General features: G+C 49.8%; 19 protein-coding genes, 9 tRNA genes, 1 other RNA gene and 2 pseudogenes. 16 read left to right on the top strand and 15 right to left on the bottom strand.

Annotated elements, in window-relative coordinates:
* Positions 1–264: 264 nt before the first annotated feature.
* From Q2J39_RS02550 to Q2J39_RS02540, 3 genes are all read right to left on the bottom strand, one after another.
* A tRNA-Lys gene (locus Q2J39_RS02550) sits at positions 265–340 on the bottom strand.
* An 8-nt stretch (positions 341–348) separates the two neighbouring features.
* A tRNA-Thr gene (locus Q2J39_RS02545) sits at positions 349–424 on the bottom strand.
* A 3-nt stretch (positions 425–427) separates the two neighbouring features.
* Positions 428–503 (bottom strand) — tRNA-Val (locus Q2J39_RS02540).
* Positions 504–512: 9 nt separating this feature from the next.
* Between Q2J39_RS02540 and Q2J39_RS02535 the strand changes: the two genes are divergently transcribed.
* Complete coding sequence (locus tag Q2J39_RS02535; protein WP_288339063.1) at positions 513–827, top strand: hypothetical protein; 315 nt, start codon at positions 513–515, stop codon at positions 825–827.
* Positions 828–911: 84 nt separating this feature from the next.
* On the opposite strand, the gene Q2J39_RS02530 is transcribed toward Q2J39_RS02535, so the two are convergent.
* The 4 genes from Q2J39_RS02530 to Q2J39_RS02515 all read right to left on the bottom strand — a co-directional run bounded on the left by Q2J39_RS02530 (position 912) and on the right by Q2J39_RS02515 (position 1,235).
* Positions 912–985, bottom strand: a tRNA-Gly gene (locus Q2J39_RS02530).
* A gap of 11 nt (positions 986–996) precedes the next feature.
* Positions 997–1,072, bottom strand: a tRNA-Lys gene (locus Q2J39_RS02525).
* Positions 1,073–1,080: 8 nt separating this feature from the next.
* Positions 1,081–1,156, bottom strand: a tRNA-Thr gene (locus tag Q2J39_RS02520).
* Positions 1,157–1,159: 3 nt separating this feature from the next.
* Positions 1,160–1,235: transfer RNA gene (locus Q2J39_RS02515), tRNA-Val, on the bottom strand.
* Positions 1,236–1,681: 446 nt separating this feature from the next.
* Here Q2J39_RS02515 and Q2J39_RS02510 point away from each other — a divergent pair.
* The 3 genes from Q2J39_RS02510 to Q2J39_RS02500 all read left to right on the top strand — a co-directional run bounded on the left by Q2J39_RS02510 (position 1,682) and on the right by Q2J39_RS02500 (position 4,408).
* The gene (locus Q2J39_RS02510; protein ID WP_230267990.1) at positions 1,682–2,365 is read left to right on the top strand and encodes a response regulator transcription factor; all 684 of its coding nucleotides are present in this window, start codon (positions 1,682–1,684) and stop codon (positions 2,363–2,365) included.
* Positions 2,358–3,587 carry a cell wall metabolism sensor histidine kinase WalK gene (locus Q2J39_RS02505; RefSeq protein WP_230267989.1) on the top strand — a complete coding sequence of 410 codons (1,230 nt, stop codon included), beginning with the start codon at positions 2,358–2,360 and terminating at the stop codon, positions 3,585–3,587. The genes Q2J39_RS02510 and Q2J39_RS02505 overlap by 8 nt, the downstream gene beginning before the upstream one ends.
* Before the next feature lie 350 nt (positions 3,588–3,937).
* Positions 3,938–4,408, top strand: coding sequence for a hypothetical protein (locus Q2J39_RS02500; protein ID WP_230267988.1), 471 nt, complete (start codon positions 3,938–3,940; stop codon positions 4,406–4,408).
* Between the two features lie 169 nt (positions 4,409–4,577).
* Here the strand turns inward: Q2J39_RS02500 and Q2J39_RS02495 are convergent.
* Together Q2J39_RS02495 and Q2J39_RS02490 are read right to left on the bottom strand one after the other, a co-directional pair.
* Positions 4,578–4,653, bottom strand: a tRNA-Gln gene (locus Q2J39_RS02495).
* 28 nt (positions 4,654–4,681) lie between these two features.
* Positions 4,682–5,140 carry a hypothetical protein gene (locus tag Q2J39_RS02490; protein WP_230267175.1) on the bottom strand — a complete coding sequence of 153 codons (459 nt, stop codon included), beginning with the start codon at positions 5,138–5,140 and terminating at the stop codon, positions 4,682–4,684.
* 61 nt (positions 5,141–5,201) lie between these two features.
* On the opposite strand from Q2J39_RS02490, the gene Q2J39_RS02485 reads away from it, so the two are divergent.
* The 4 genes from Q2J39_RS02485 (at position 5,202) to Q2J39_RS02470 (ending at position 8,420) form a co-directional block, all read left to right on the top strand.
* Positions 5,202–6,173 carry a rod shape-determining protein gene (locus tag Q2J39_RS02485; protein ID WP_230267176.1) on the top strand — a complete coding sequence of 324 codons (972 nt, stop codon included), beginning with the start codon at positions 5,202–5,204 and terminating at the stop codon, positions 6,171–6,173.
* 173 nt (positions 6,174–6,346) lie between these two features.
* Positions 6,347–6,565: a translation initiation factor IF-1 gene (infA, locus tag Q2J39_RS02480; protein ID WP_230267177.1), complete on the top strand. Its 219-nt coding sequence runs from the start codon at positions 6,347–6,349 to the stop codon at positions 6,563–6,565.
* Positions 6,566–6,642: 77 nt separating this feature from the next.
* Positions 6,643–7,590, top strand: coding sequence for a DNA-directed RNA polymerase subunit alpha (locus Q2J39_RS02475; protein WP_230267178.1), 948 nt, complete (start codon positions 6,643–6,645; stop codon positions 7,588–7,590).
* 614 nt (positions 7,591–8,204) lie between these two features.
* Positions 8,205–8,420: a hypothetical protein gene (locus Q2J39_RS02470; protein ID WP_230267179.1), complete on the top strand. Its 216-nt coding sequence runs from the start codon at positions 8,205–8,207 to the stop codon at positions 8,418–8,420.
* A 180-nt stretch (positions 8,421–8,600) separates the two neighbouring features.
* Here the strand turns inward: Q2J39_RS02470 and Q2J39_RS02465 are convergent.
* The 4 genes and pseudogenes from Q2J39_RS02465 to Q2J39_RS02450 all read right to left on the bottom strand — a co-directional run.
* Positions 8,601–8,948 (bottom strand): annotated as a pseudogene (locus Q2J39_RS02465) (YbaN family protein); the annotation flags it as partial.
* A 21-nt stretch (positions 8,949–8,969) separates the two neighbouring features.
* Positions 8,970–9,305, bottom strand: a pseudogene (locus Q2J39_RS02460) (nitrous oxide-stimulated promoter family protein); the annotation flags it as partial.
* Positions 9,292–10,977, bottom strand: a complete 1,686-nt coding sequence (gene cydC, locus Q2J39_RS02455; protein WP_288339062.1) for a thiol reductant ABC exporter subunit CydC — start codon at positions 10,975–10,977, stop codon at positions 9,292–9,294. The gene cydC and the pseudogene Q2J39_RS02460, both read right to left, overlap by 14 nt.
* Positions 10,955–12,715, bottom strand: coding sequence for an ABC transporter ATP-binding protein/permease (locus tag Q2J39_RS02450; protein WP_288339061.1), 1,761 nt, complete (start codon positions 12,713–12,715; stop codon positions 10,955–10,957). The genes cydC and Q2J39_RS02450 overlap by 23 nt, the downstream gene beginning before the upstream one ends.
* A gap of 349 nt (positions 12,716–13,064) precedes the next feature.
* On the opposite strand from Q2J39_RS02450, the gene Q2J39_RS02445 reads away from it, so the two are divergent.
* From Q2J39_RS02445 to Q2J39_RS02415, 7 genes are all read left to right on the top strand, one after another.
* Complete coding sequence (locus tag Q2J39_RS02445; RefSeq protein WP_288339060.1) at positions 13,065–14,855, top strand: ABC-F family ATP-binding cassette domain-containing protein; 1,791 nt, start codon at positions 13,065–13,067, stop codon at positions 14,853–14,855.
* A 406-nt stretch (positions 14,856–15,261) separates the two neighbouring features.
* A complete protein-coding gene (locus Q2J39_RS02440) occupies positions 15,262–15,864 on the top strand; it encodes a PTS glucose transporter subunit IIA (protein WP_288339059.1) in 603 nt (200 codons plus the stop codon).
* A gap of 69 nt (positions 15,865–15,933) precedes the next feature.
* Positions 15,934–16,371 carry a hypothetical protein gene (locus Q2J39_RS02435; protein ID WP_288339058.1) on the top strand — a complete coding sequence of 146 codons (438 nt, stop codon included), beginning with the start codon at positions 15,934–15,936 and terminating at the stop codon, positions 16,369–16,371.
* A gap of 577 nt (positions 16,372–16,948) precedes the next feature.
* On the top strand, positions 16,949–17,170 hold the full coding sequence (locus Q2J39_RS02430) for a helix-turn-helix transcriptional regulator (protein ID WP_230267185.1): 222 nt from the start codon (positions 16,949–16,951) through the stop codon (positions 17,168–17,170).
* A 282-nt stretch (positions 17,171–17,452) separates the two neighbouring features.
* Positions 17,453–17,923, top strand: coding sequence for an SsrA-binding protein SmpB (gene smpB, locus Q2J39_RS02425; protein ID WP_230267186.1), 471 nt, complete (start codon positions 17,453–17,455; stop codon positions 17,921–17,923).
* A gap of 138 nt (positions 17,924–18,061) precedes the next feature.
* Positions 18,062–18,438, top strand: a transfer-messenger RNA (tmRNA) gene (ssrA, locus tag Q2J39_RS02420).
* A gap of 67 nt (positions 18,439–18,505) precedes the next feature.
* A tRNA-Ala gene (locus tag Q2J39_RS02415) sits at positions 18,506–18,581 on the top strand.
* A gap of 173 nt (positions 18,582–18,754) precedes the next feature.
* On the opposite strand, the gene Q2J39_RS02410 is transcribed toward Q2J39_RS02415, so the two are convergent.
* Both Q2J39_RS02410 and Q2J39_RS02405 read right to left on the bottom strand, forming a co-directional pair.
* Positions 18,755–18,964, bottom strand: a complete 210-nt coding sequence (locus tag Q2J39_RS02410; protein ID WP_230267187.1) for a hypothetical protein — start codon at positions 18,962–18,964, stop codon at positions 18,755–18,757.
* Positions 18,965–19,357: 393 nt separating this feature from the next.
* Complete coding sequence (locus tag Q2J39_RS02405; RefSeq protein WP_255658196.1) at positions 19,358–19,483, bottom strand: hypothetical protein; 126 nt, start codon at positions 19,481–19,483, stop codon at positions 19,358–19,360.
* A 744-nt stretch (positions 19,484–20,227) separates the two neighbouring features.
* Between Q2J39_RS02405 and Q2J39_RS02400 the strand changes: the two genes are divergently transcribed.
* Positions 20,228–20,716: an XRE family transcriptional regulator gene (locus Q2J39_RS02400; RefSeq protein WP_353935197.1), complete on the top strand. Its 489-nt coding sequence runs from the start codon at positions 20,228–20,230 to the stop codon at positions 20,714–20,716.
* The last annotated feature ends 149 nt before the right edge of the window (positions 20,717–20,865 follow it).

Genomic DNA, 20,865 nt, shown 5'->3' with positions numbered 1-20,865 from the left:
TTATCCCAAGGAGGCGGTCGAGAAAATACCCGTCTTTTATTTGACGCTTACGTCTCTGTGCTGCTCGGGGAGTCATGCTCCTGGGTTTGATCCCAGCCGGATCGGCCGGACCGTCGAGCGGCGGTTTTAGAAACAGAAAAAGCCTGTCGGAGCGGCAGAGAAGAAAAGCGCCGGATCGACAGGCTGTCTAAGGAAAGCTGCGCATAGAAAGCAGTACAAAGAAAAAGACAATAAAAAAAGCTCCTTGCGGAGCGAATTTTCAAATGGTGACTCGGCAGGGATTCGAACCCTGGACCCCTTGATTAAAAGTCAAGTGCTCTACCAACTGAGCTACCGAGTCATTTTAAGTGGTGCCGACTAGAGGACTTGAACCCCCAACCTACTGATTACAAGTCAGTTGCTCTACCAGTTGAGCTAAGTCGGCGAATGGTGGAGGCTAACGGGCTCGAACCGCTGACCCTCTGCTTGTAAGGCAGACGCTCTCCCAACTGAGCTAAGCCTCCTCTTGCTGAATGCCTGATCATTGTAGCTCATTCATTTTTCATTTGCAAGAAAGTAAACCTGACTTTGGAAAATCGGAAAAGGGAAGAAAGGCAGGAAGAACTGCAGGGAAGAAAATGCGCCAGGTCCGCCTCTGCATCTCTAAAGCCAGGCAACCGCATGTGCGTCTGGAAGACGGATGTTTGCCTTTGCCGGTTTCAGAAATACAGAAAGGAAAGAGGCAGCCGCAAAATACGGTTTGCCTGCCATACGAGCAGCCAGATCCGAAAAAATGGCAAAAAAAATACCGGGTGAGCATCCCGGGACGTTGTGGTCAGCCTGCATGACTGAACGCTCTATATTTAAAGCCCAGACCTGACATGAAGAAATATATAGTGCAGAGGGGTCAGGCGGCGGACTGCCAAAAAAAATGGAGCAGGTGATGAGAATCGAACTCACGTAGTCAGCTTGGAAGGCTGAAGTTCTACCATTGAACTACACCTGCAAAAATAAAAATGGTGACTCGGCAGGGATTCGAACCCTGGACCCCTTGATTAAAAGTCAAGTGCTCTACCAACTGAGCTACCGAGTCATTTTAAGTGGTGCCGACTAGAGGACTTGAACCCCCAACCTACTGATTACAAGTCAGTTGCTCTACCAGTTGAGCTAAGTCGGCGAATGGTGGAGGCTAACGGGCTCGAACCGCTGACCCTCTGCTTGTAAGGCAGACGCTCTCCCAACTGAGCTAAGCCTCCATTCGCTTAACGCTTGATCATCATACCCAAAGCGGCCCGATCGTGCAAGTATTAATTTCAAAAAAATGAAACGAGGGCGGAAGAAAACGCGTTGCCCATTTTGGCAAGGCGTGTCTTTTTCCTTTACCTGTCGTATTTTTGGCTTTTTTATCTTTACGAAGTCCATTCGAAAAAAGTAAACTTTAAAGTTTCTTTCAGCTTCCCCGCTAAAATAGAAGCTGAAAAAATCCGGGAGCGTACCGATCCAGCAGCCGTCAAAAGACGGTTGGACCTGAAATTTCTCTGAGTCTGGAAACGGAGTCGACAGCCTGCTGTCCTCGGCACGCTTGCCGCAAATGAAAAAAGAAACGATGGATCGGGAAGCTTTCCTGGATCGAAATCGTAAACAGACAAAAATATATATCGAAAAAATCGGCGAAAGGCCGGTTTCTGGAAAGGAGCCGAATATGAAAATTTTAATTGTGGAAGATGAAACGCGTCTGGCCGAAGCGACAGCCGCGATGCTTCGCCAGAATGCCTACAGTGTGGATCTGGCGTTTGATGGAGAAACGGGATCCGAAAAGGCGTCCAGCGGCATTTACGATCTGGTTATTCTCGATGTAATGCTGCCAAAAAAAGACGGCTTTGAAATTCTCGAAGATATTCGAGTGCTGGCTCCGGAAACCCGGGTGATCATGCTGACGGCACGCGGCGAACTGAGCGATAAGCTGGCCGGTCTGAAAAATGGAGCGGACGACTACATGACCAAGCCGTTTCATATGGAAGAACTGCTGGCCCGTGTCGATATCCAGCTGAAGAAAACGAGCGCCGTGAAATCCAATAAGCTTGAATATGGCGACATTTCACTGGATCTGCAGTCGTGCATGCTCAAAAGCCGGGAAAGCGGCGAAAGCATTCCGATTGCCGGCAAGGAATACACGCTTCTCGAATATTTCCTTTCCCATCCAGGACAGATTCTCAGCCGGGATCAGCTGTACTCCAAAGTGTGGGGCTGGGACAACAATATTGAATCCAATAATCTGGAAGCCTATCTTTCCTTTCTGAGAAAGAAGCTGCGTCTGCTCGGTTCCAAAGTGGAACTGAAATCGGTACGCGGTCTGGGCTATCGCATGGGGATGAAAGATGAATGAACTTCGTCGGAAGATGATGCTTACCCTGTTCGGGCTGCTGAGCATCATGGTCTGGCTGATTGTCGGCGTCTTTGATTTTCAGAACTACGCGACCGTACAAAACGATCTATCCGCCAGTATTCTGGAGATTTCGGAAATGACCCGCGAACTCTGGAATCCGACCGCGCTTGGTCCGTTTCCGCAGGACGAAGATGAAGATTCCCGGCTGGCTCTGCTTTATGAAAATCCAGTCTACATGATCGTCTTCAATAACGCGCAGAAGCCCATGCATTTTCTGACCACGCAGGATACAGATGAAGGGACGATCAACAAGATTGTCGAGAAAGCGCAGTTCGTCGAGAAAACGAGCCGCCCGGATACGAATCCGGCGATCGGCAACCTTCTGGTGAGCAGCTACGTGTGCTATCATCCGTCCAACAATATGGTGATGATGATCGACGTAACCGCCATCCGCAACGAACTGATCAGCCATCTGTTCATATCCATCCTGATCGGCATCGGCTTTGAAGGCCTGCTGTACATCGCCTGCCGCAAGGCGGCAGCCTGGATGATCGGCCCAATCGAAGAGACATTCAAGAAGCAGCGCCAGTTTATCGCCGACGCGTCCCATGAACTGAAGACGCCGGTCGCGGTCATTCTGGCCAATGCTGAAGCCATGGAAAAGGACCCGAACCCCAAATGGCTTTCCAATATTGAAGAAGAAGCCAGCCGCATGAACGGTCTGATTACCGATCTGCTGGATCTGACGCGAAACGAGCAGCAGGAAATCCAGATGCTTCCGGTCAACCTTTCCCGTCTTGTGGAAAAGCAGTGCCTGATTCAGGAAGCGGTCATGTTTGAACATCATATTGAGCTGAGCGAAACCATCGAACCGGATCTTACGGTGAACGGTCAGTCGTCTATGCTCGAACAGGTGATCGCCATTCTGCTCGATAATGCGGCGGCGCATTCCGATGGAAAGATCGCGGTCACGCTTCGCCGGCAGGGAAAAGACGTTCTGCTTTCGGTTTCCAATACCGGCGTTCCGATTCCGCCCGATCAAAGGGAAAAGATTTTCGAACGCTTCTATCGTGCCGATGAATCGAGAAACCGTTCCTCCGGCCGGTACGGTCTCGGACTGGCCATCGCCAAAAGCATCGTGAACCGGCACAAAGGCAAGATTGAAGTTGACTGCCATGGCGGCTGGACCACCTTTACGGTCGTTCTTCACGCAGCGGCCTGATCCGATCCGGTCTATATGCAAATCCATGTGTAACAGCCAGAAGGCGCGAGAACGATCGCGCCTTTTTCCCTGGCTGCAAAAGAGAGCCTGAACTTCTGGCAAAATACCTTTGTCCGCACGGGGGAAGACAGATTTTGCATCGCCTTTTGAAATGGTATTTTCTAAACCGCTCGAATCTGGATATTATGGATCTGTTTGCGGATCGATCGGTCTTTTGGAATTTTCCGTTTCGATGGTTCACCAGTCTCAGTGAATCAAACTGGAATGGGGAAAAGGCAGATCCGGGAGATTGAAGGAAGGAAACCGGCAAAGTTCTGTGCGATAAACGGGCACTGCCGGAAGGGAAAGATATGAAACAGTTTTTAAGCCGAACCTGGATGGTTTACGGCATCGGCCAGATCTTGATGATGGCCCTTTGTGCCTATGTCGGCTGGTATGCGGTTGCCAATGCGGCGGTCGTCATTACGGCTGCGTATTGCGTGCATCTGGCCAGAAAGCGCAAAAAACAGCTCGAAGACAACAAGGATGTCATCCGCAAAATGACGCGCAAGCAGAAGAAGACGCTTGAGGCGATCGACGATAAGCAGGTCCGCGAAATTTCCGCGACTTCGCGCATGATGCCGTATCTCTGCTTTGGCTGCCTGCTGCTCAACGGCTACACCTATTACTACAACACCGCCAATTCCCGCGCCGCAGCCGTATGGCTGGGAATTCCGGATGCCTGGAACGTATGGTTTCTGGTGATCGGAATGGTGTTTGGCTTTGTTTTCTACTTCGCGTTCTGCTTTAAAATGAACGAAATGATGACTCTGAAGGACTGATCTTCAGAGTCTTTTTTCATGAGAAGCATGAATTCTCAGCCTGAAAGCAAAGGAAAAGCCGGTCCGTCAAAGTCTGAAAGAAAGGACGGGATCCGGCCAGAATAAAGAAAAAGACATCGCCAGACGATGTCCCTTTATTTGAGTCCATAAGCTGGACATGAATTTGCGATGGCTGGGGCAACTGGGATCGAACCAGTGAAATGCAGGAGTCAAAGTCCTGTGCCTTACCGCTTGGCTATACCCCAAGGCGCACAAAAAAGCAAAGGTATTGTATCAACCGCGAATTTTCCTGTCAACGAACGCAGGAATGTGCGACTGAAGCCACTTGTGCTGCAAAGAGAGGCATTTGGAAACGACTTTTTCCAGCGCAGAATCGTTGATCCGGCGGCTTTCAAAACGAATCTGATCGTTTTCAAATAAGGAAATGGAATTGAAGGCGCTCTTGATCTGCCGTCCGAATACAGGGCGCATCTGAAGCAGTCCGGCTTCCGAAGCGATCCGGTAATCGGGATCAAACGACAGGTACGTATGGCAGTGAAACGTGGAAACAATGGCTTTGACAGAGCTGTCGGGGTCCTTGCCGCAAAGGACAAGATGGATCCGGCAGTTCAGTACGCCAAACCAGACTGACCACTCCTGCAGCAGCACGAGCTTTCTGGAAAGCAGGTCCGCCGTGGAAGAAGCAATCAGAATGTTTAAAACAAGCGGGTGGTCTTTCAACAGGTCTTTCATACTCTCTTAAATCCGTGGTTCTGTACGATATAATATTAGCAACTCAGGGAGGCATCGTCTAATGGTTCGAGCGGGTATAGATTTAGGAGCCCACAGTCTGCGGCTGATTGTGGACGGAGAGGGCGTTGTATTTGATGAGCCTTCTGTTGTCGCGTTCAATGAAAAGGGAGATGTTCTGGCCATCGGGGAGCAGGCGTACGATCTGCGCTCGTCCAGGGACCGGACGATCCGTTTAGTCCGCCCGATCCGTGATCAGGGCGTGGATACAAAAGCGCTCGAAGCCATGCTCAACGAACTGTGCTATGAATTCCGGCTGTTTCGACTGTTCCAGAAAACGACGCTTCTGTTAAGCTATTCTTCTGCGTTTTCGGAAGAAGATATTTTGCATCTGAAACAGACGCTTCTCGATCTGGGCGCCAGTCAGATTTATTTCGATCCGGAAATCTGGATGGCAGCCGTTGGATCCGGCCTGGATCTGTTCTTGCCGGTTTCGAGCTGCGTTCTTTCGGTCGGCTTTTCCAACTGCGATATCGCCATTTTCCGTCAGGGACAGCGCATTTATCACGCTTCGAACCCTTCGCTCAATGGCCGCAGAGCCAGCGAGCTGGCAGCAAAGTACCTGCTTCGCCATCACGATCTGATTCCGGATGAGCAGACGCTCGATTTGCTGATTCAGTCCATCGGCGCGGTACGTCTTTCATCTAAGGATCAGTACGTGCGCATCAAAGGGCGCCTGCGGGATACCGAAAAGCAAATTGAAATCCCGGTCAGCCAGAATGAAATGGCTGCGGTACTCGCACCGTTTGCCAGAGAACTCGGTCTGTGGGTTTCTTCGTTTGTGCGCGGCTTGCCGGAAAACATTCAGCTCGATCTTTCGGAACGGGGAATTGTCGCCAGCGGCGGTACGATGAAGATGCTTGGCCTGGCCGATCAGATCGGCGCGCTGGCCGGATGTCCCGTTTACTGCACCGATGAGCCCGATCGAACGGTCTCCCGGGGCATGGAAGCGCTTCTCGAAACCATTGGACGCTGAGAAAGGGCATACCTTTCAGGCTTTCGGACTTTTCGTTTGCAAACAAAGTGACAATTGAATATATTGATAGATGGCTATTTATACAATTCACGATAAATTTGCTTCAATTTGCGAACAGGATTCGCTAAAAATTGGCTGAAAATAGAAACTAAACAGGAGGAACTTGAGCATACATGGCTAAACAGGACATGATCGAACTTGATGGCTTGGTAACGGATACACTTCCAAACGCCGCATTTAAAGTAAAACTGGAAAACGGACACGAAATTCTGGCTCATGTTTCTGGAAAGATTCGTCTGCACCACATTCGTATTCTTCCCGGCGACAGAGTAAGAGTGGATATTTCCCCTTACGACCTCACACGCGGACGCATCACCTTCCGCTACAAATAAGGTATACCGCCTGAATAAACAGGATACATACGACAGGAAAGTTCAGAGTCAGCGAATTCTGAACAAGGAGGTACATCATGGAAGTTTTTACCCGGGCAGCATTCAATCAGCTTCCTGACGGCACGGATACTCGCGCCTCTTTTACATTTGAACCCCTCGCACGCGGGTTTGGAACCACCATTGGCAACGCCATCTGCAGAACTCTGCTCTCGGATCTTCCGAGCACAGCCGTTATGGCTTATAAAGTGGAAGGCGCTCCTGCCGATGCCGCTAAACTTGATGAAATCGAAGAAGATATTATTCGTCTGAAACTGAATCTGAAAAAGATCCAGCTTGAAACCGAAGATACGGGAATCACCGAACTGCAGTTAGTGAAAACCGGCCCTTGCACAGTAACCGCCGGCGATCTGATCTGCCCGGAAAACACAACGATTACCGATCCGGATCAGGTGATCTGCACCGTTAAGGAAAACCAGACACTGAACATGACGCTGTTTGCGGCGACCGACGGCGGCTACAAGACAGCAGGCGAAATTGAAAAAGAATACGACCTTCCCGAAGGAACGGTCTGCCTCGATACAACCTTTACACCGATTAAATCCGCAGAATATCTGTCCGAGCCGACGCTGCTTGGTCACGATACGAAGTATGACAAAGTCACATTCGACATTCATACCAACGGAAGCATTACGCCGCTGAACGCCGTTACGGAAGCTGCGCGTATTGTCATCGGCTATCTCGATAATATTTATCCGGCTGCGCAGATGGAACTCGAAGAAAGCTTCACCGTTCAGCCGCCGGTTACGGAAGAAGTGGCGAAGTCTTCGACAATGATGATCGAAGATCTTGAGCTGTCTGTCCGCTCCTACAACTGCCTCAAACGTGCAGGCATTCAGACTGTAGAAGAGCTGACCCAGAAGACCGAAGATGAAATGATGCACGTGAAAAACCTCGGCAAGAAGTCGCTTCAGGAAGTCAAGGACCGTCTCGAAGCCATGGGACTTGGTTTCCGGCAGTACGACTGATTCCAGGCAAGCAGGCTGCGCTGTATTCCCTGAGAAGAGGGAGAAATTTCAGCCCGCAAAGCGGGAACGGAATTTCAGAACACGAAGCGCGCTGTCAGCCAGCACGAAATCCATTATCGATACAGAAAGAGGAAGTTCGGATCGAATCGGACCTCCTCTTTTTCTGCTTTCAGGGGCGTTATCGGCGTATAAAAGGACGAAATCCACCGATATTCGACAGGCGGAAAAATACCATCCCAAGCGGCTGGATTTATCGTGAAGAAAAGGATCCCGTCCCTTTGAAAAACGTCTGTACATTGCATTAAGAAAAACGTAAGTATAGGGCAATTGATCCGGATTTTCGATTTAGCTATGATATTTTTATAGAAATGAAACCAAATGATTTGAAATGAACAGTATGAAAACAGCTTTCAGCGTTTGCGTTTACTCCCGTTTTTTCAATCTGCAGGGCAGTACAGAGTGAACAAAACAGGCAGAACAAGAACAGGCGTTCCGGATACCAAGAATCCAGAGAAGAAAGCCCAGACTTTTCACAAATCGAATCCCGAAAATGCTTCGGCCGCGCCGCATGCATTTACATACAGTAAGCACAGAAAGTGAGGAATTGCATATTTATGGCAAAAGATTTTTTCAAAGATCGCAAAGCGATTATCAGCACGATTCTCGATAACATGCAGGGCTCGAATGAATTCGATGAGTCCAAATACTACACGATCGACATTCTCGACGTGGACGGTGAAACCGCCAAGGTAATGGTCTGCGATGATTACCGCTACCTGACAAAGGAAGAAGGCACCTGGAAAGAAGTGCCGCAGGCTTCCAAAGCGTAATCGCCAAAAGCCTGTTTTCTCGCGCAGCGTATGACGTTCGAGGACAGGCTGTATGACAGGCTTGCTAAAAAAAGCACAAAACGTATTTAAAACGAAAAAGCGGCCCGTACCGCAGAACGTTCCCTTGAGGGGAAGGCTCTGCGGTACGGGCCGCTTTCGTACAGGGATGTATGGGCAGGCTTAGTCTTCGAGTGTGCGGATTCCAAAGCGGAAGTAAAGGACGTGGCCGATCCAGACGGCCACAAGAATCCACTGGACCCAGGGCAGATGGAAGAGCATCAGCCAGCTGCAGAGAAGCACGAGCGAGATCGTCATCAGAACGCGCTTCTTAGCCTGCGGACGCATGGCACGGTGTTCAACCCAGTCTTTGGCATTGTCCTGATACAGCCGGGATGCGACAAAGCGATCGTGCAGCTTCTCGCTGCTTCGCGCAAAGCCAAAGGCGGCCATCAGCGCGAAAGGAAAGGACGGCAGAACGGGCAGGATGGCTCCAAGAACGCAAAGAAACAGTCCGACGAAGCCGATCAGCAGAAACAGCGGCTTTTCGATGCGGTTCTGGTTGTCGTAGTACAGATGGCGAAGAGCCATGACTGGATGATGGAGAAGCATGCGCGGGCCGGAATAGCGCATGACCTGACGAATCTGTTTGCGCCGCTCGTTTCGGTAACAGTGCACCTGGCACTGGGAACAGAATGTTTTCGTTTCCATGAACGGGCATTTGGAAATGCGCACAAGGGCGTATTCCAGCAGCTCTTTTTCTTCATGGGGATTGGGATACTTTTTGTAGTAGAGGGCGATCATTTCCTGGACGACACGTGCCTCAAAGGCCCGTTTCTTTTCAGCCCTGCGCTGCAGGCGTTTGGTTTTTGTTTTACTGGACGGCATGAGAATGAAGTTCCTCCATTTCTATAATATGATCAGCAAAGGAGAGCGTCCCCTTGCGGTGGCTGATGAGGACGACCGTTTTCCCTTTGGCTTCCTCGTCGAGTGCGCGAAGAATGGTGCCTTCGTTGAGCGCGTCGAGATTGCTGGTAGGCTCATCGAGAAGCAGAATATCGCCATCGTGCAAAAAGGCGCGGGCCAGACCGATGCGCTGCTTTTCGCCGGACGAAAGAGAACTTCCGCTTTCCGCCAGCATGGTATCCAGCCCCTGATCGAGGGAATCGATGAAGGTATCGATGCTGGCCTTTTTGCACGCTCTGCGAATTTCTTTGTCTGTCGCATCGGGTTTGGCGGCTAAAAGGTTATTGCGAAGGGTATCGGTAAACAGAACGCTCTCCTGCAAAACCACAGACTGTTTTGTACGCAGGAAATCCGTCTGTACGTCTTTCAGATTTTCATCGCCAAGGCGGGCTGTCCCGGCCTGCGGATCGAAAAAGCGCATGAGCAGGCGAAGCAGAGTGGATTTTCCGCAGCCGCTTCTGCCTTCGATTCCGGTGATTTTTCCTTCCGGAAAAGACAGGGAAAGACTTTCCAGGATCGCCTGATCGTCATAGGCAAAGGCGAGATTTTCCACCGCCATGGCGCTCGATTCTGGGCAGGCCCCTTTTTCGTTTTCCCTGACGGTAACTTCTTCATCAAACAGCGTCAGGACGCGGCGAGCGGCCCCAAGCGTGGAGGACAGACCGGTCGACAGATTGGCCAGCGCCAGAAATGGTCCAAAGGTTGAGGACTGGAGCACGAGACTCGCAAAGAAGCTTTGTGCACCGATCTGATCGTGCCGGTAAAGATAGAGACCAAGAAAAAGCATGAAGAGCATCGAGAGAGTAACGATAGCCAGAGAGGCAGAAGAAGCGGCCACGGTCTGTTTTTTCTGCTCGTCTTCCAGCACGAGCAGTTCTTCCGTCTTTTCGTTCATTCGTGCTTTGCGGACGCCTTCAAGATCGTACTGAATGATTTCGTCCGCGCCGCGCACGCTTTCCAGCACTGTCGCGCTCAGATCGCCGACAGCCTTACGACGGGCTATGCCGGTTTTCTGTGCGGCAGAACCGAAAATCAGCGGAATGCCAAAGGCAGCCAGCGCGTAGCTGCAAAGAAGCAGGACGCCGATGGACCAGTGAATCCAGAAACCGGCAGCTCCAAAGAGGACGGCGCAGCAGATCGCGATGCAGAACGGAGAAATCGTGTGGGCATAAAACACTTCCAGAAGTTCCACATCCGAAGTGATCAGAGCGATCAGATCGCCCTTTTTACGCCCGTCCAGCCGGGCTGGACCGAGCCGGCGCAGCTGACCGAAAACTTTATCGCGAATCGTGGCCAGAAGACGAAAGGCAATGTAGTGGTTGCACGCCTGCTCGCCATAGCGAAGGACGCCGCGCAAAACGGCGAACAGTCCCATGCAAAGGCAGGCTGTCCCGAAGGAGATCGAAATGGAGCCAGGTATATGGGAGAATGCGGCCAGGACGGCCATCATCCCGATTCCGGCAGCACACACGAATCCGGCGGTTCCGGCCAGAATGGCCAGAATCATCCAGCATTCCATGCCGTGCACCAGCTTGAGCAGACTGCGCAGTACGCCAAAGGTGGAGAGATTCTTATTCGTTTTCTTCGCGTTCATACAGACTTTCTCCTTTCACGTACTGTTCCAGTTTCTGCTGGGCAGAATAAATGCGTTCGAATTCGCCCCCGGCTTCTTTCAGATCTTCGAATCGTCCCTGTTCAACGAGTTTTCCATGGGCGAAAACGAGAATCTGCTTCGCGCGTTTCACGTTGGAAAGGCGATGGGTAATAAAGAAGACGGGATGCTCTTTGGAAAATTCCTCGATTAAATGAACGAGAATGGCTTCGCTGGCAGCATCAATGGAAGAAGTTGCTTCATCGAGCAGAAGCGCGGAGGGTTCGCTGGAGAGAAGCCGGGCGAACGCCAGCCGCTGTTTCTGTCCGCCGGATAGGTTGGATCCGCCTTCCTCCAGGACAAAATCCAGGCCGCCCCGCTTCTGGATGAGCGGCCAGATCAGCGTTTTTCTGAGAATCTCGATCAGGGTTGGATCATCGATTTCTCTTGATCCGCACAGGTTTTCGCGGACGGTTCCCGCAAAGAGGACCGGCTGGCTGTTCAGAACGCCGATGTGACGAGCCAGACTTTTTCTCGACAGACTTTCCAGCGGCTGATCGTTGAGCGTCAGCGTTCCATCGTCAAAACGCAGGCGTCCATAAAGCAGGGAAGCCAGAGTGCTTTTTCCCGAACCAGATTCGCCTGCGATGCCATACAGACCGTTTCCCTGAAGCGAAAAGGATACATGTTCGAGCGCTGGCTTTGTCGCCTCTGGATACGTGAAGGACAGATCTCTGGCTTCGATATCCAGAGCCGGAAAAGCCGAGTCCAGACAAAGTTCCTCGCTGCCGTCCTGAACGGGAGTGTCGAGAATTGCGAACATTTTATCGGCTGCCGCGGATCCATTCATGGAAATATGGAAATAACTGCCCAGCGTACGCATCGGCAGAAAAAATTCCGCGGAAAGCAGGATGATCGAAAGCATTGTGGAGGCACCGATCTGTCCGTGCAGGCAGCCGTAAAGCGCCATACCCATGCCCAGCGCGCTTCCGCCGTAGGCAACAAGGTCCATGACGGAAATCGAGTTGAGCTGCATGATGAGAACGCGCATGGTAATGCGGCGGAAGTTTTCCGCCTGACGGTTCATCTTTTCGTGATAGAGGCCATCCGTTCCGTAAAGCTTGAGGGTGGTAAGTCCCTGCAGGTTTTCCAGGAAGTCATCCGACAGCCCCGTGTACTGATCCCAGTAGCAGGAAAGCAGTTTTTTGGCAAATTTCTGTACGGCGATGATGGAAACAGGAATAAGCGGAACGCAGACAAACAGCACAAGGGCTGCCGGCCAGTAAAGAAATCCGACGATCAGAAACAGCGTGAGCGGAGCGAGCAGAGCGTAAAAGAACTGCGGCAAATACTGGCCAAACCAGACTTCGAGCTGTTCAACGCCTTCGCTGGTCAGCTGGGAAATTTCCGAGGTACTCCATCGGTTGCGATAGCTGCTGCCAAGCTGGCTGAGCTTGTCAAAAAGACGTTCGCGCAGCTGCCGGCGAACAAGGGCCGCGGCCTGGAACGAAGCACGGGAGGCCATTTTTAAAGCCATCTGGCGCACAATCAGACAGGCAAGAACGAGTAAAGCGGTATTCCATACGGAAAGGGAAGGCGTCCCGAAAATGGAGGCTGCGCATACGCACAGCGCGATCGTGGAAAGGCTCGAAGCCAGCAGGGAAATCCACTGAAAGAAAATGTTTCTGCTAATATAAGGAAACGTATCCGGGAAGGCTTTCAGAAGACGTTTGTTCAGCATAAAGGGCTCCTTTCTGATGCTCTTTGCATAAAGACGGACATTCCGTCTCCAAATGAAAAAGGTCGCAATCCATGCTGCCGCGCTGACCCGGTCTGTTTTCAAAAGGCGGGGGAGAGTCAGAAAGTTAGCGTGGATTAACGGTTTGCGCTGACTAACTATACAGATGGATTTTCCCGTGTGCAAGCCATTCCTTTCGCTTTTCGAACAAAAAGGGATCCAATTTGTATGAATTCGCTTTCCGGACTGACGGACAGGAGAGCGGATGAAAGAATAGAAAATCTATCGTCTACGCAAAAAAATGAGCAGAAAATGAAAAAGGCCGCATGGCCGTAAGGAGAGGAGCGATTATATGCTGATATCGGCATCCCATCTGCATTTGGACTATGGAGACGGCCGTTCACCGATTCTCGACGATGAATCGATGGACGCCGAAGTTTCGGAAAAAATCGGACTGGTGGGCCGCAATGGTGCAGGGAAATCCTCTCTGCTCAAAATCCTGGCGGATCCCCAGACCACAGCGGGCAAAATCATCCGCAAGTCCGGAATGAAAACCCACATTCTGGAACAGAATCCCGTCTTTACGCAAAAGACGATCTGGCAGGAGATGAAAGCGGCCAACGACGCGCTGAGCGATCCGCGCGATGACTATGAACTCAAGGCCATTCTGACGCGTCTCAAGCTGGACGATTTTGACGCGCCGATCGAACCGCTTTCCGGCGGCCAGAAGCGCCGTCTTTCGCTTGCCCTGACGCTGGCGGACCGGGCGGATCTGCTTCTTCTGGATGAACCGACCAATCATCTTGATATTGAAATGATTGAATGGCTGGAAAACTGGCTTTCCAAAACGAAGGCGACTGTCATTACCGTTACGCATGATCGCCGCTTTCTGGAACAGGCATGCACCCGAATTCTGGAGCTGACCGACGGTCATCTGTACAGTCATCCCGGCTCCTACGCCGAATACCTGGAAGCCAGAGAAAAACGGGAAGCGGATGAACAGGCAAGAGCCGCCAAACGGGAAAACCTGTACCGTCACGAACTCGAATGGGTACGGGCTGGCGTGCAGGCGCGTTCCACAAAGCAGAAGTCCCGTCTCGACCGGTTTGAAGAACTGCGCGCGCAGCGAACCAGCCGGCAGAACAAGACGATGGAACTGCGCTTTCCCAGCGAACGCCTGGGCAAGAAGACGCTCGAATGGCAGAACCTTTCCTTTGGCTATACGCCTGAGAAAATTCTGTTTCATGACTTTTCCTACCACTGCAAAAGAACGGACCGCATCGCGCTCGTCGGACCGAACGGCTGCGGAAAATCGACGTTCCTCAATCTGGTCGACGGCGATCTGACGCCGCTCACCGGCGCCTTTAATTTTGGCTCCACAGTAAAAATCGGCTATTTCCGACAGATCCCCGATCCGGCGGATGGAAACCTTCGTGTTCTGGACTATATCGAAAAAGAAGCCAAGGCAGTCGTTACCCTCGACGGCGAACAGAGCGCTTCGGCTATGCTCGAACGATTCCTGTTTGATAAGACCAGGCAGTATCTTCCGTTAAACCGGCTTTCAGGCGGCGAACGGCGCCGTCTCGAACTCGTTCGCGTGCTGATGAAAGCGCCGAACGTCCTGCTGCTCGACGAGCCGGGAAACGATCTGGATATCGAAACGCTGGAAGTTCTCGAAGACTATCTCGATAATTTCCCCGGCATAGTGCTGTTCGTTTCTCACGACCGTTTCTTCATCGACCGTACCGCGACCGAGCTGTTTGAACTGCAAAGCGACGGGACCTTCCTGCGTATTAGCGGAGGCTATTCCGATCTGCAGGTGTTCAAGGAAGAAGAACGCCGCCAGGACAAAGCCAGACCGGCCAGTGCAGCCATTTCTGCCCGTCCAAAGGAAAAGAAGATTTCCTTTTCCTCCAAAGAGAAACGGGAGCTGGAAGAAATTCCACAGAAACTGGAAGCCAATACGGCTCGCATTGAAGAAATCGATCATCTTCTCGAGTCGGAAACGGATTATAAAAAAGTGGCCGAGCTGAGCGATGAACGCGAAGCCCTTAGCCAGACCAATGAACAGCTTGAAGAGCGTTGGATGGAGCTCGAAGAAAAGCGGGAAGAAACCGCAAAACTTTACGCCGCGAAAAAATAAGAAAACGAGTAAGAATACTAGACGAGTAAGAAGACGAACAGGAAAAACAAGAAAAAAGAGGAAAGCCCGAAGAGCTCGCTCAAAAACGCTTCTCTCGAAAGAATTCGTTCGAAAAATTGAAAACTTAAAACGATGCGAAAAGCCGGTCTGGATTCGAGCCTGTCCAGACCGGCTTTTCGCATGGACGCTCTGGATCTGCAGGGCCTTCGGGCATAAGGCAGCCTGGCCTCTGGGGAGCATTTCTATAATGAATGCACAGCAGGTCTCTTTTTCGAGCAGAAGCCAGATGGAACGGATCAATGCTTTCAAATTAGGGCAAGATCTCGGGCCCAGGGCGCTCAAGAGTGCGGCCGACCTTCTGATCGACAGAAATTTGTTGGAGCCTGCAGAAAGTGAGTGGATAGCGATGAGTGATTTTCTGAATCATTTAAAAGAAGATGTCGAAAAGGGCGGCGAAGAAATCAAGGACGTATGGGATCATGCCAAAGAATCTTTTGAAGCCGATGCCGCTGCAGAAAATGCGGAACTGGATTCCTACCATGATCTGTTTGCCTGGGCAGACGGCAGTCTGCTCGCCCTTCCGTTTGACGAGAAGGAAATTTCGCAGAAAGACCAGGAAATGCGGACGCTGGCTGTCATGGCAGTGAAAGATCAGTCGATCTGTGCGCCAGCGGACGGTGTGATTGAATCAATCGATCTGCCGCAAAATACGATTGTGATCAAGACCAGTCCCGTGAATACGCTGGCGATTAAAGTATGCGTCGGCACTGTTTCCTTTGAAAAGGATGCGACGATTCTCGTTCATCCCGGTCAGGATGTACAGGCCGGCCAGCCGTTAGTTCGCTTCGCCCATCCGATCGAAGCTAAGTCGAAGCTGATGCTGGCGGAACCGAAGACGTTTGCGGATTTTAAAGGCGCCGGCTACGTTCCAAACCATGAACCGGGCGTCATCGGACGAAACGAAATTATTATCACCACCCAGCCGAAGGCAAAAGTGTACAAGGCGTAAAGACGGGCATATCCAAAAGGGCCCATGACAGGGCTCGATATAATGAAGTCAATCAAGGAGGTCTGAATCATGAGTGATTTCTTTAAAGATCTGGGAAAAGATGTGAAAGAGGGCTGGGACAAAATGTCCGACTCTGTAGAAAAGGAAGCGGAAAAGCTGAAAGCTGACTTCGAAAGCGACAAGGAAAAAGCCAAGGAAAAAGCCGCAGACGTAAAAAAAGAGACCGAAGCCAAAGAAGCTGAATGCAAGGCAGATCTTGCCAAGGATGATGCCAAGGCAAAAGCCGATACCAAAGCCTTCAACGAAAAAGTCAAAGCCGGTGCAGAAAAATTTGCCAGCGATGTGAAAAAAGGCTATGACGACGTTAAGGACAAAGTCGAAGACGCTGCTGACAAAGCAAAAGCTGACGTAAAAAAAGACACAGCCGATGCGAAAGAAAAAGTCGAAGCTTTCAACAAAGATGTAAAAGCCGACGTGAAAAAAGCAGAAGACAAACTCAAAAAGTAGTCCCCAGGCATACCCAAAACTGAATAATTATCTGGCCGGATAACTCCGGCCTTTTTCCTGCTGAAAACTTTTTGTTCCGTAACGGACCGGCTGCCTTTACGAAGAACCGGTCAGTCGGAAAACGGGAAAATGAAGCATTTTTCCAGGGGATAACCGAGGCGAAAAATCATTGAAAAAAGTGCCCGCAAAGCATCAGAAATGATCTGAATGCGATGGGACCGGACGGCTCCTTCAACCGGGATTTGAAAGGCAAAAAGCTGGATTCTGAGATGAAAAAAGTTAAGAATTCTGATCAGATGTTTGTCTTTTTGCACTTGACATTTTTGTATGGAATCGATGGCTAAAATTGTTGTCGGATTCCCTATAAGCTTGTTAAAATCAACAATAAGAGGTTATAGCTATATCTGAAACGATTGCATATGTCAGGCGAAGCGGATATGCATACAGGAATATTCGAAAAAAAACGCCTCATGCGGCAAGAAATTCTAACGATTTGAGGTTTACAAATCAGGGAATGTTGATTTTTCAATCGTTACAGGTAGTATAAAGAACGTAGAAGAAATAGAAGGGTATCTTTATGGTCAAGAACAACATCGAAGTGGACATTAAAGTTAAAATTCTCGAAGGGGGATATACCCAGGAACGTCTCGGCACCAAAATTGGAACTACTTCCCAGTACGTTAATCGCATCATCAAGAAGAAAGAGGGCCTTCTGAACAAGACCTTTATTCAGATGATGGAGGCTCTTGGTTACGATATTGAACTGGTTTATGTCCCTTGCGAGAATCACGACAATTAATAATCTCGAGCAAGTACAATCATCGACGAACTGATCATAGAAAAACAGAGAGATCCGCGCGGTTTCTCTGTTTCTTTTTTCTTTACCTGGATTTTTGGAAAAGCGGAAGATTTCACCCGCCCATAAAAGCGTGAGGGAATCCTGCTATACTGAAAAACGAACCCGATCCGCTCCTGCTGAAAGATCGATTAAAGTGCTTCTCCTGCAAATCTCGAAAGAGAGGAGTTCGAAACAATTCCAGAAGCCATGCAGGAAACGGCATCAAGAATACGGAGGAATACCATGTCGCAAGCTAACAACGGAAAAAAAGTCATCGCCTACAACCGGAGCGCCCGGCATGAGTATGAAATTCTCGAAACTTACGAGGCAGGCATTGAACTCAAGGGAACCGAAATCAAAAGCGTACGAAAAGGAAAAGTGCAGCTGAAGGACTCCTATATTTCCATTCGCAATGGACAGGCCACGGTGAAGGATATGCACATTTCCCCGTATGAATTTGGCAACCGCTTCAACCATGATGAAACCCGGGACCGCCGTCTGCTGCTTCACAAAAACGAAATTCTGAAACTCGATCAGGCAGTCCGCCTGAAAGGGCTGACTCTGGTTCCACTGTCCATGTATATTTCCCATGGTCTGGCCAAACTGGAAATTGCGCTGGCCCGAGGCAAGAACATTCATGACAAGCGGGAAACCGCCAAAAAGCGCGATGCGGAACGCGATATTCGCAAGGCGCTCAAAGGCAGCTGGTCCTGATCGCACTTTACCGCTCTGGATCTGTACCGCCTGGAAAACGGTCAAAACCGGCCGCCGCTTAAAAAAATTGAAATCGAAAATCTTTTGCTTGCATACAGTTTGAATTTTGCTAGAATATTTAATCGAGGACGACATGCCGGGGATGTTTCTGGCATTCGATGAGTAATTGTTTGGACTCAGTCACAGCCGGGTGATTCCGTTAAAATCATTCAAAATAAACGCTAACACATTTAACTTCGGCCGCACCAACACTGGTGCCATGGCCTTCGCTGCTTAATTTATTCACTACGCGTGATCGCAGCCTGTTCAGATCAGTTCGCTTTCTTATCGTCTGAACAGATGGCGTAAAGAAGATAAGCTGACGAAGCGACTGGCTTCGCCGGACGAAAATCCAACAGTCACCCCATCAGAAATTGTGTCTGTCCAAGTCTGATGGTCAAATGACAGACTAAGCTGTAAACACTGATTCGTGGGACATTGCTTAGACGCGAGTTCGACTCTCGCCATCTCCACCAAATGAAGACCACAGTGATGCAAGTCCTCTGCAGAGATAGTGCAAGTCTATCCGTCTTCATCAAATATGGGGTGTTAGCTCAGCTGGGAGAGCGCATGGCTGGCAGCCATGAGGTCAGGGGTTCGATCCCCCTACGCTCCACCATATGGAAATAACCCTTTAGGTAAAGCGCCTAAAGGGCTTTTTTTTTGTTATGTGCGATTTGTGTGCGATTTTTTCTTGGTCGTATGCAGTGCCGACAGAACATCGTCTTCTGATCTGTCGACCAGGTGGCCGATTATTCCTTTCCGGAAAAAGAAAAGAGTCGGTCAGGGATCTTAATAAATCGCTGAAACAGATTGAATTGGTATTTCGATTAGGTTGCCATCTATCCCTTCAATAAGCAAAGCATCATCATAATTGTCAAAATCATCTTTATCTAAAATCTGAATGAATATGCCGTTAACCGGCGGGCTATCTGTACAAACCACCGAAATGGGCTTATCTGTTTTCATTTTTACTCTGTTCATTACGTCTTCTAAACTCATTTGATGGTCTCCCCGGAACTAGATGTGCTCCTGTCTTGGAAAAATTTATCACAACAGTATCTGTATCTTCATTTGAAGTCTTTGAGATATACTCTCCAATTTTAGTTTTTATCAATTGAAAACTGTTCCACTTTGGTCGGAAGGGGGGCCTCCCTGTCATAGTTATCGGAACCCTGCTCTTCCGGGTGAATACATCAGGCCACTTTTCTTGTTAAGGCACGAGGAATACGACCTGTTCAAGTTTGATGGATATATACCATATTTAAATATAAAGCAGGTTTCTGAATTTTCTGAAACAGAAATGAGATCCTGTGTCTGCAAAACAGGAAGATCAGACCGCTTGTCGCTTGCATCAGAAATTGCACCTCCTTGGACAGACAAAAAAAGCGCTGGCTAGGCAGCGCTCTCTGAATCGTGCTGCGGAATGAATTTTTCCATCTCCTGAGCAATGGCGTCATTCTCGTAAATGCCCTGGTCGCGGCAGGCGCAATGGAAGTCATAGCATAAATCCAGCGGCATACAAACATTTGATGATGATTTCGGGATTTACGTCTTTCTTCTTTTTGGAAATATACCAGTGCAGGAAGACTCCAATAAGGACAATCACGATGAGGCTGGATATCGCCTTAATCAGATAGTAATGCGTGCTGTGCATGAATTTTGGTTACCATGTGCAGAAAAGACATTCGAATCCATTCCAAAGGCGGTGTGTCGATTTACCCGCTCGCTTACAGCAGCAGGGCGATTAGTGAACTGACCAGATCCACAAGGAATTGTGGAGCGGAAAGAAGCAGGGAACAGTAGAGAAGATCTTCCAGAGCTCTTTTGATTCTGGATCGGGTACGTGATTTGCTTTTGCAGGAGCGATCTTCAGTCAAATCGGGATTCGATTCATGGTACATCGGTTTTTACCTCGCTTTCTTCAGACTTGAAGTCCAAAGATGAAGGATAAGAAATTCAGAAGATTGAGGATTCCCAAACACCCGAATCCGAAAAGGCAGAATCCGGGCTTTCAGGATGCGCCCGAGAAAATGGATGAAAAAATGAAAAAGAAATGCGGACAGAGCACTGGAGAACGTGGAGAACTTTCAAAATGGAAATTTTACCCGTCTTCGCGGATCCTTCCGCCCTGTACCAGCGATGATTTTTGATTTGCGCTTCCTGAATCGGACTGAGAATGCCGGCAAGTGAATCCCGCATTTCCAGGTGCAGGCATCTGCTGCTCAGTCTTTCTGAAAAACAGATCATTCAAAGGTTAGGAGAATCGCATATGACAACGAGGGAGAACGTATTAAGCGCAGAAGAAAAGAAATTAGTCTTACGCAAAGCGAACTGGCGGAGCGTCTGGGCTACACCAGCAAAGCTGCGATCAGCCGCATTGAACGCGGCGAGAACAATTTCCCGCTCAACAACATTGAGGCGTGGGAAAAAGCTCTGCATACCACCCGCGATTACCTTCTCAGCAAATCCGACATGAATGATCTCAACGGCCAGTCCTTTACCTGGACAGCCAGGGATAATGTCATGAATAAAATCGATGCCGGCGATACTGTGAAATTGGACAAGACCTCCGCTGCGCAGAGCGGCGATCTGGTTCTAGCGGATGTGAATGGCGCCATCGTCGTGCGCCGCCTGATTCAGAAAGACGGCGTGACGATGCTGCGGGCGGATAATCCGGATTACGAAGATTTCTTCAATCCGAAGTTTCAAATTCTTGGGGTTGCGGTTTCGGTAGAGAAGGTGCTTCATTAAATGCTTTTGAACGGTACGTTCTAACCGTTTCTGCCGTATCTTCTCCCTATCCTGTCCGCGTTGAGTCGAGCGTTCGCTCCGGATTTGTTAAAATTCAGGAGCTGTCCACTCAGTCTGAATGGGACGAGCGAATCCTGCTAAAGCTGGCA

The sequence above is a fragment of the uncultured Allobaculum sp. genome (assembly GCF_948576815.1).
Classification (GTDB): Bacteria; Bacillota_I; Bacilli_A; order Erysipelotrichales; family Erysipelotrichaceae; genus Allobaculum; species Allobaculum fili.
This window is presented reverse-complemented; position numbering and strand designations above follow the sequence as displayed.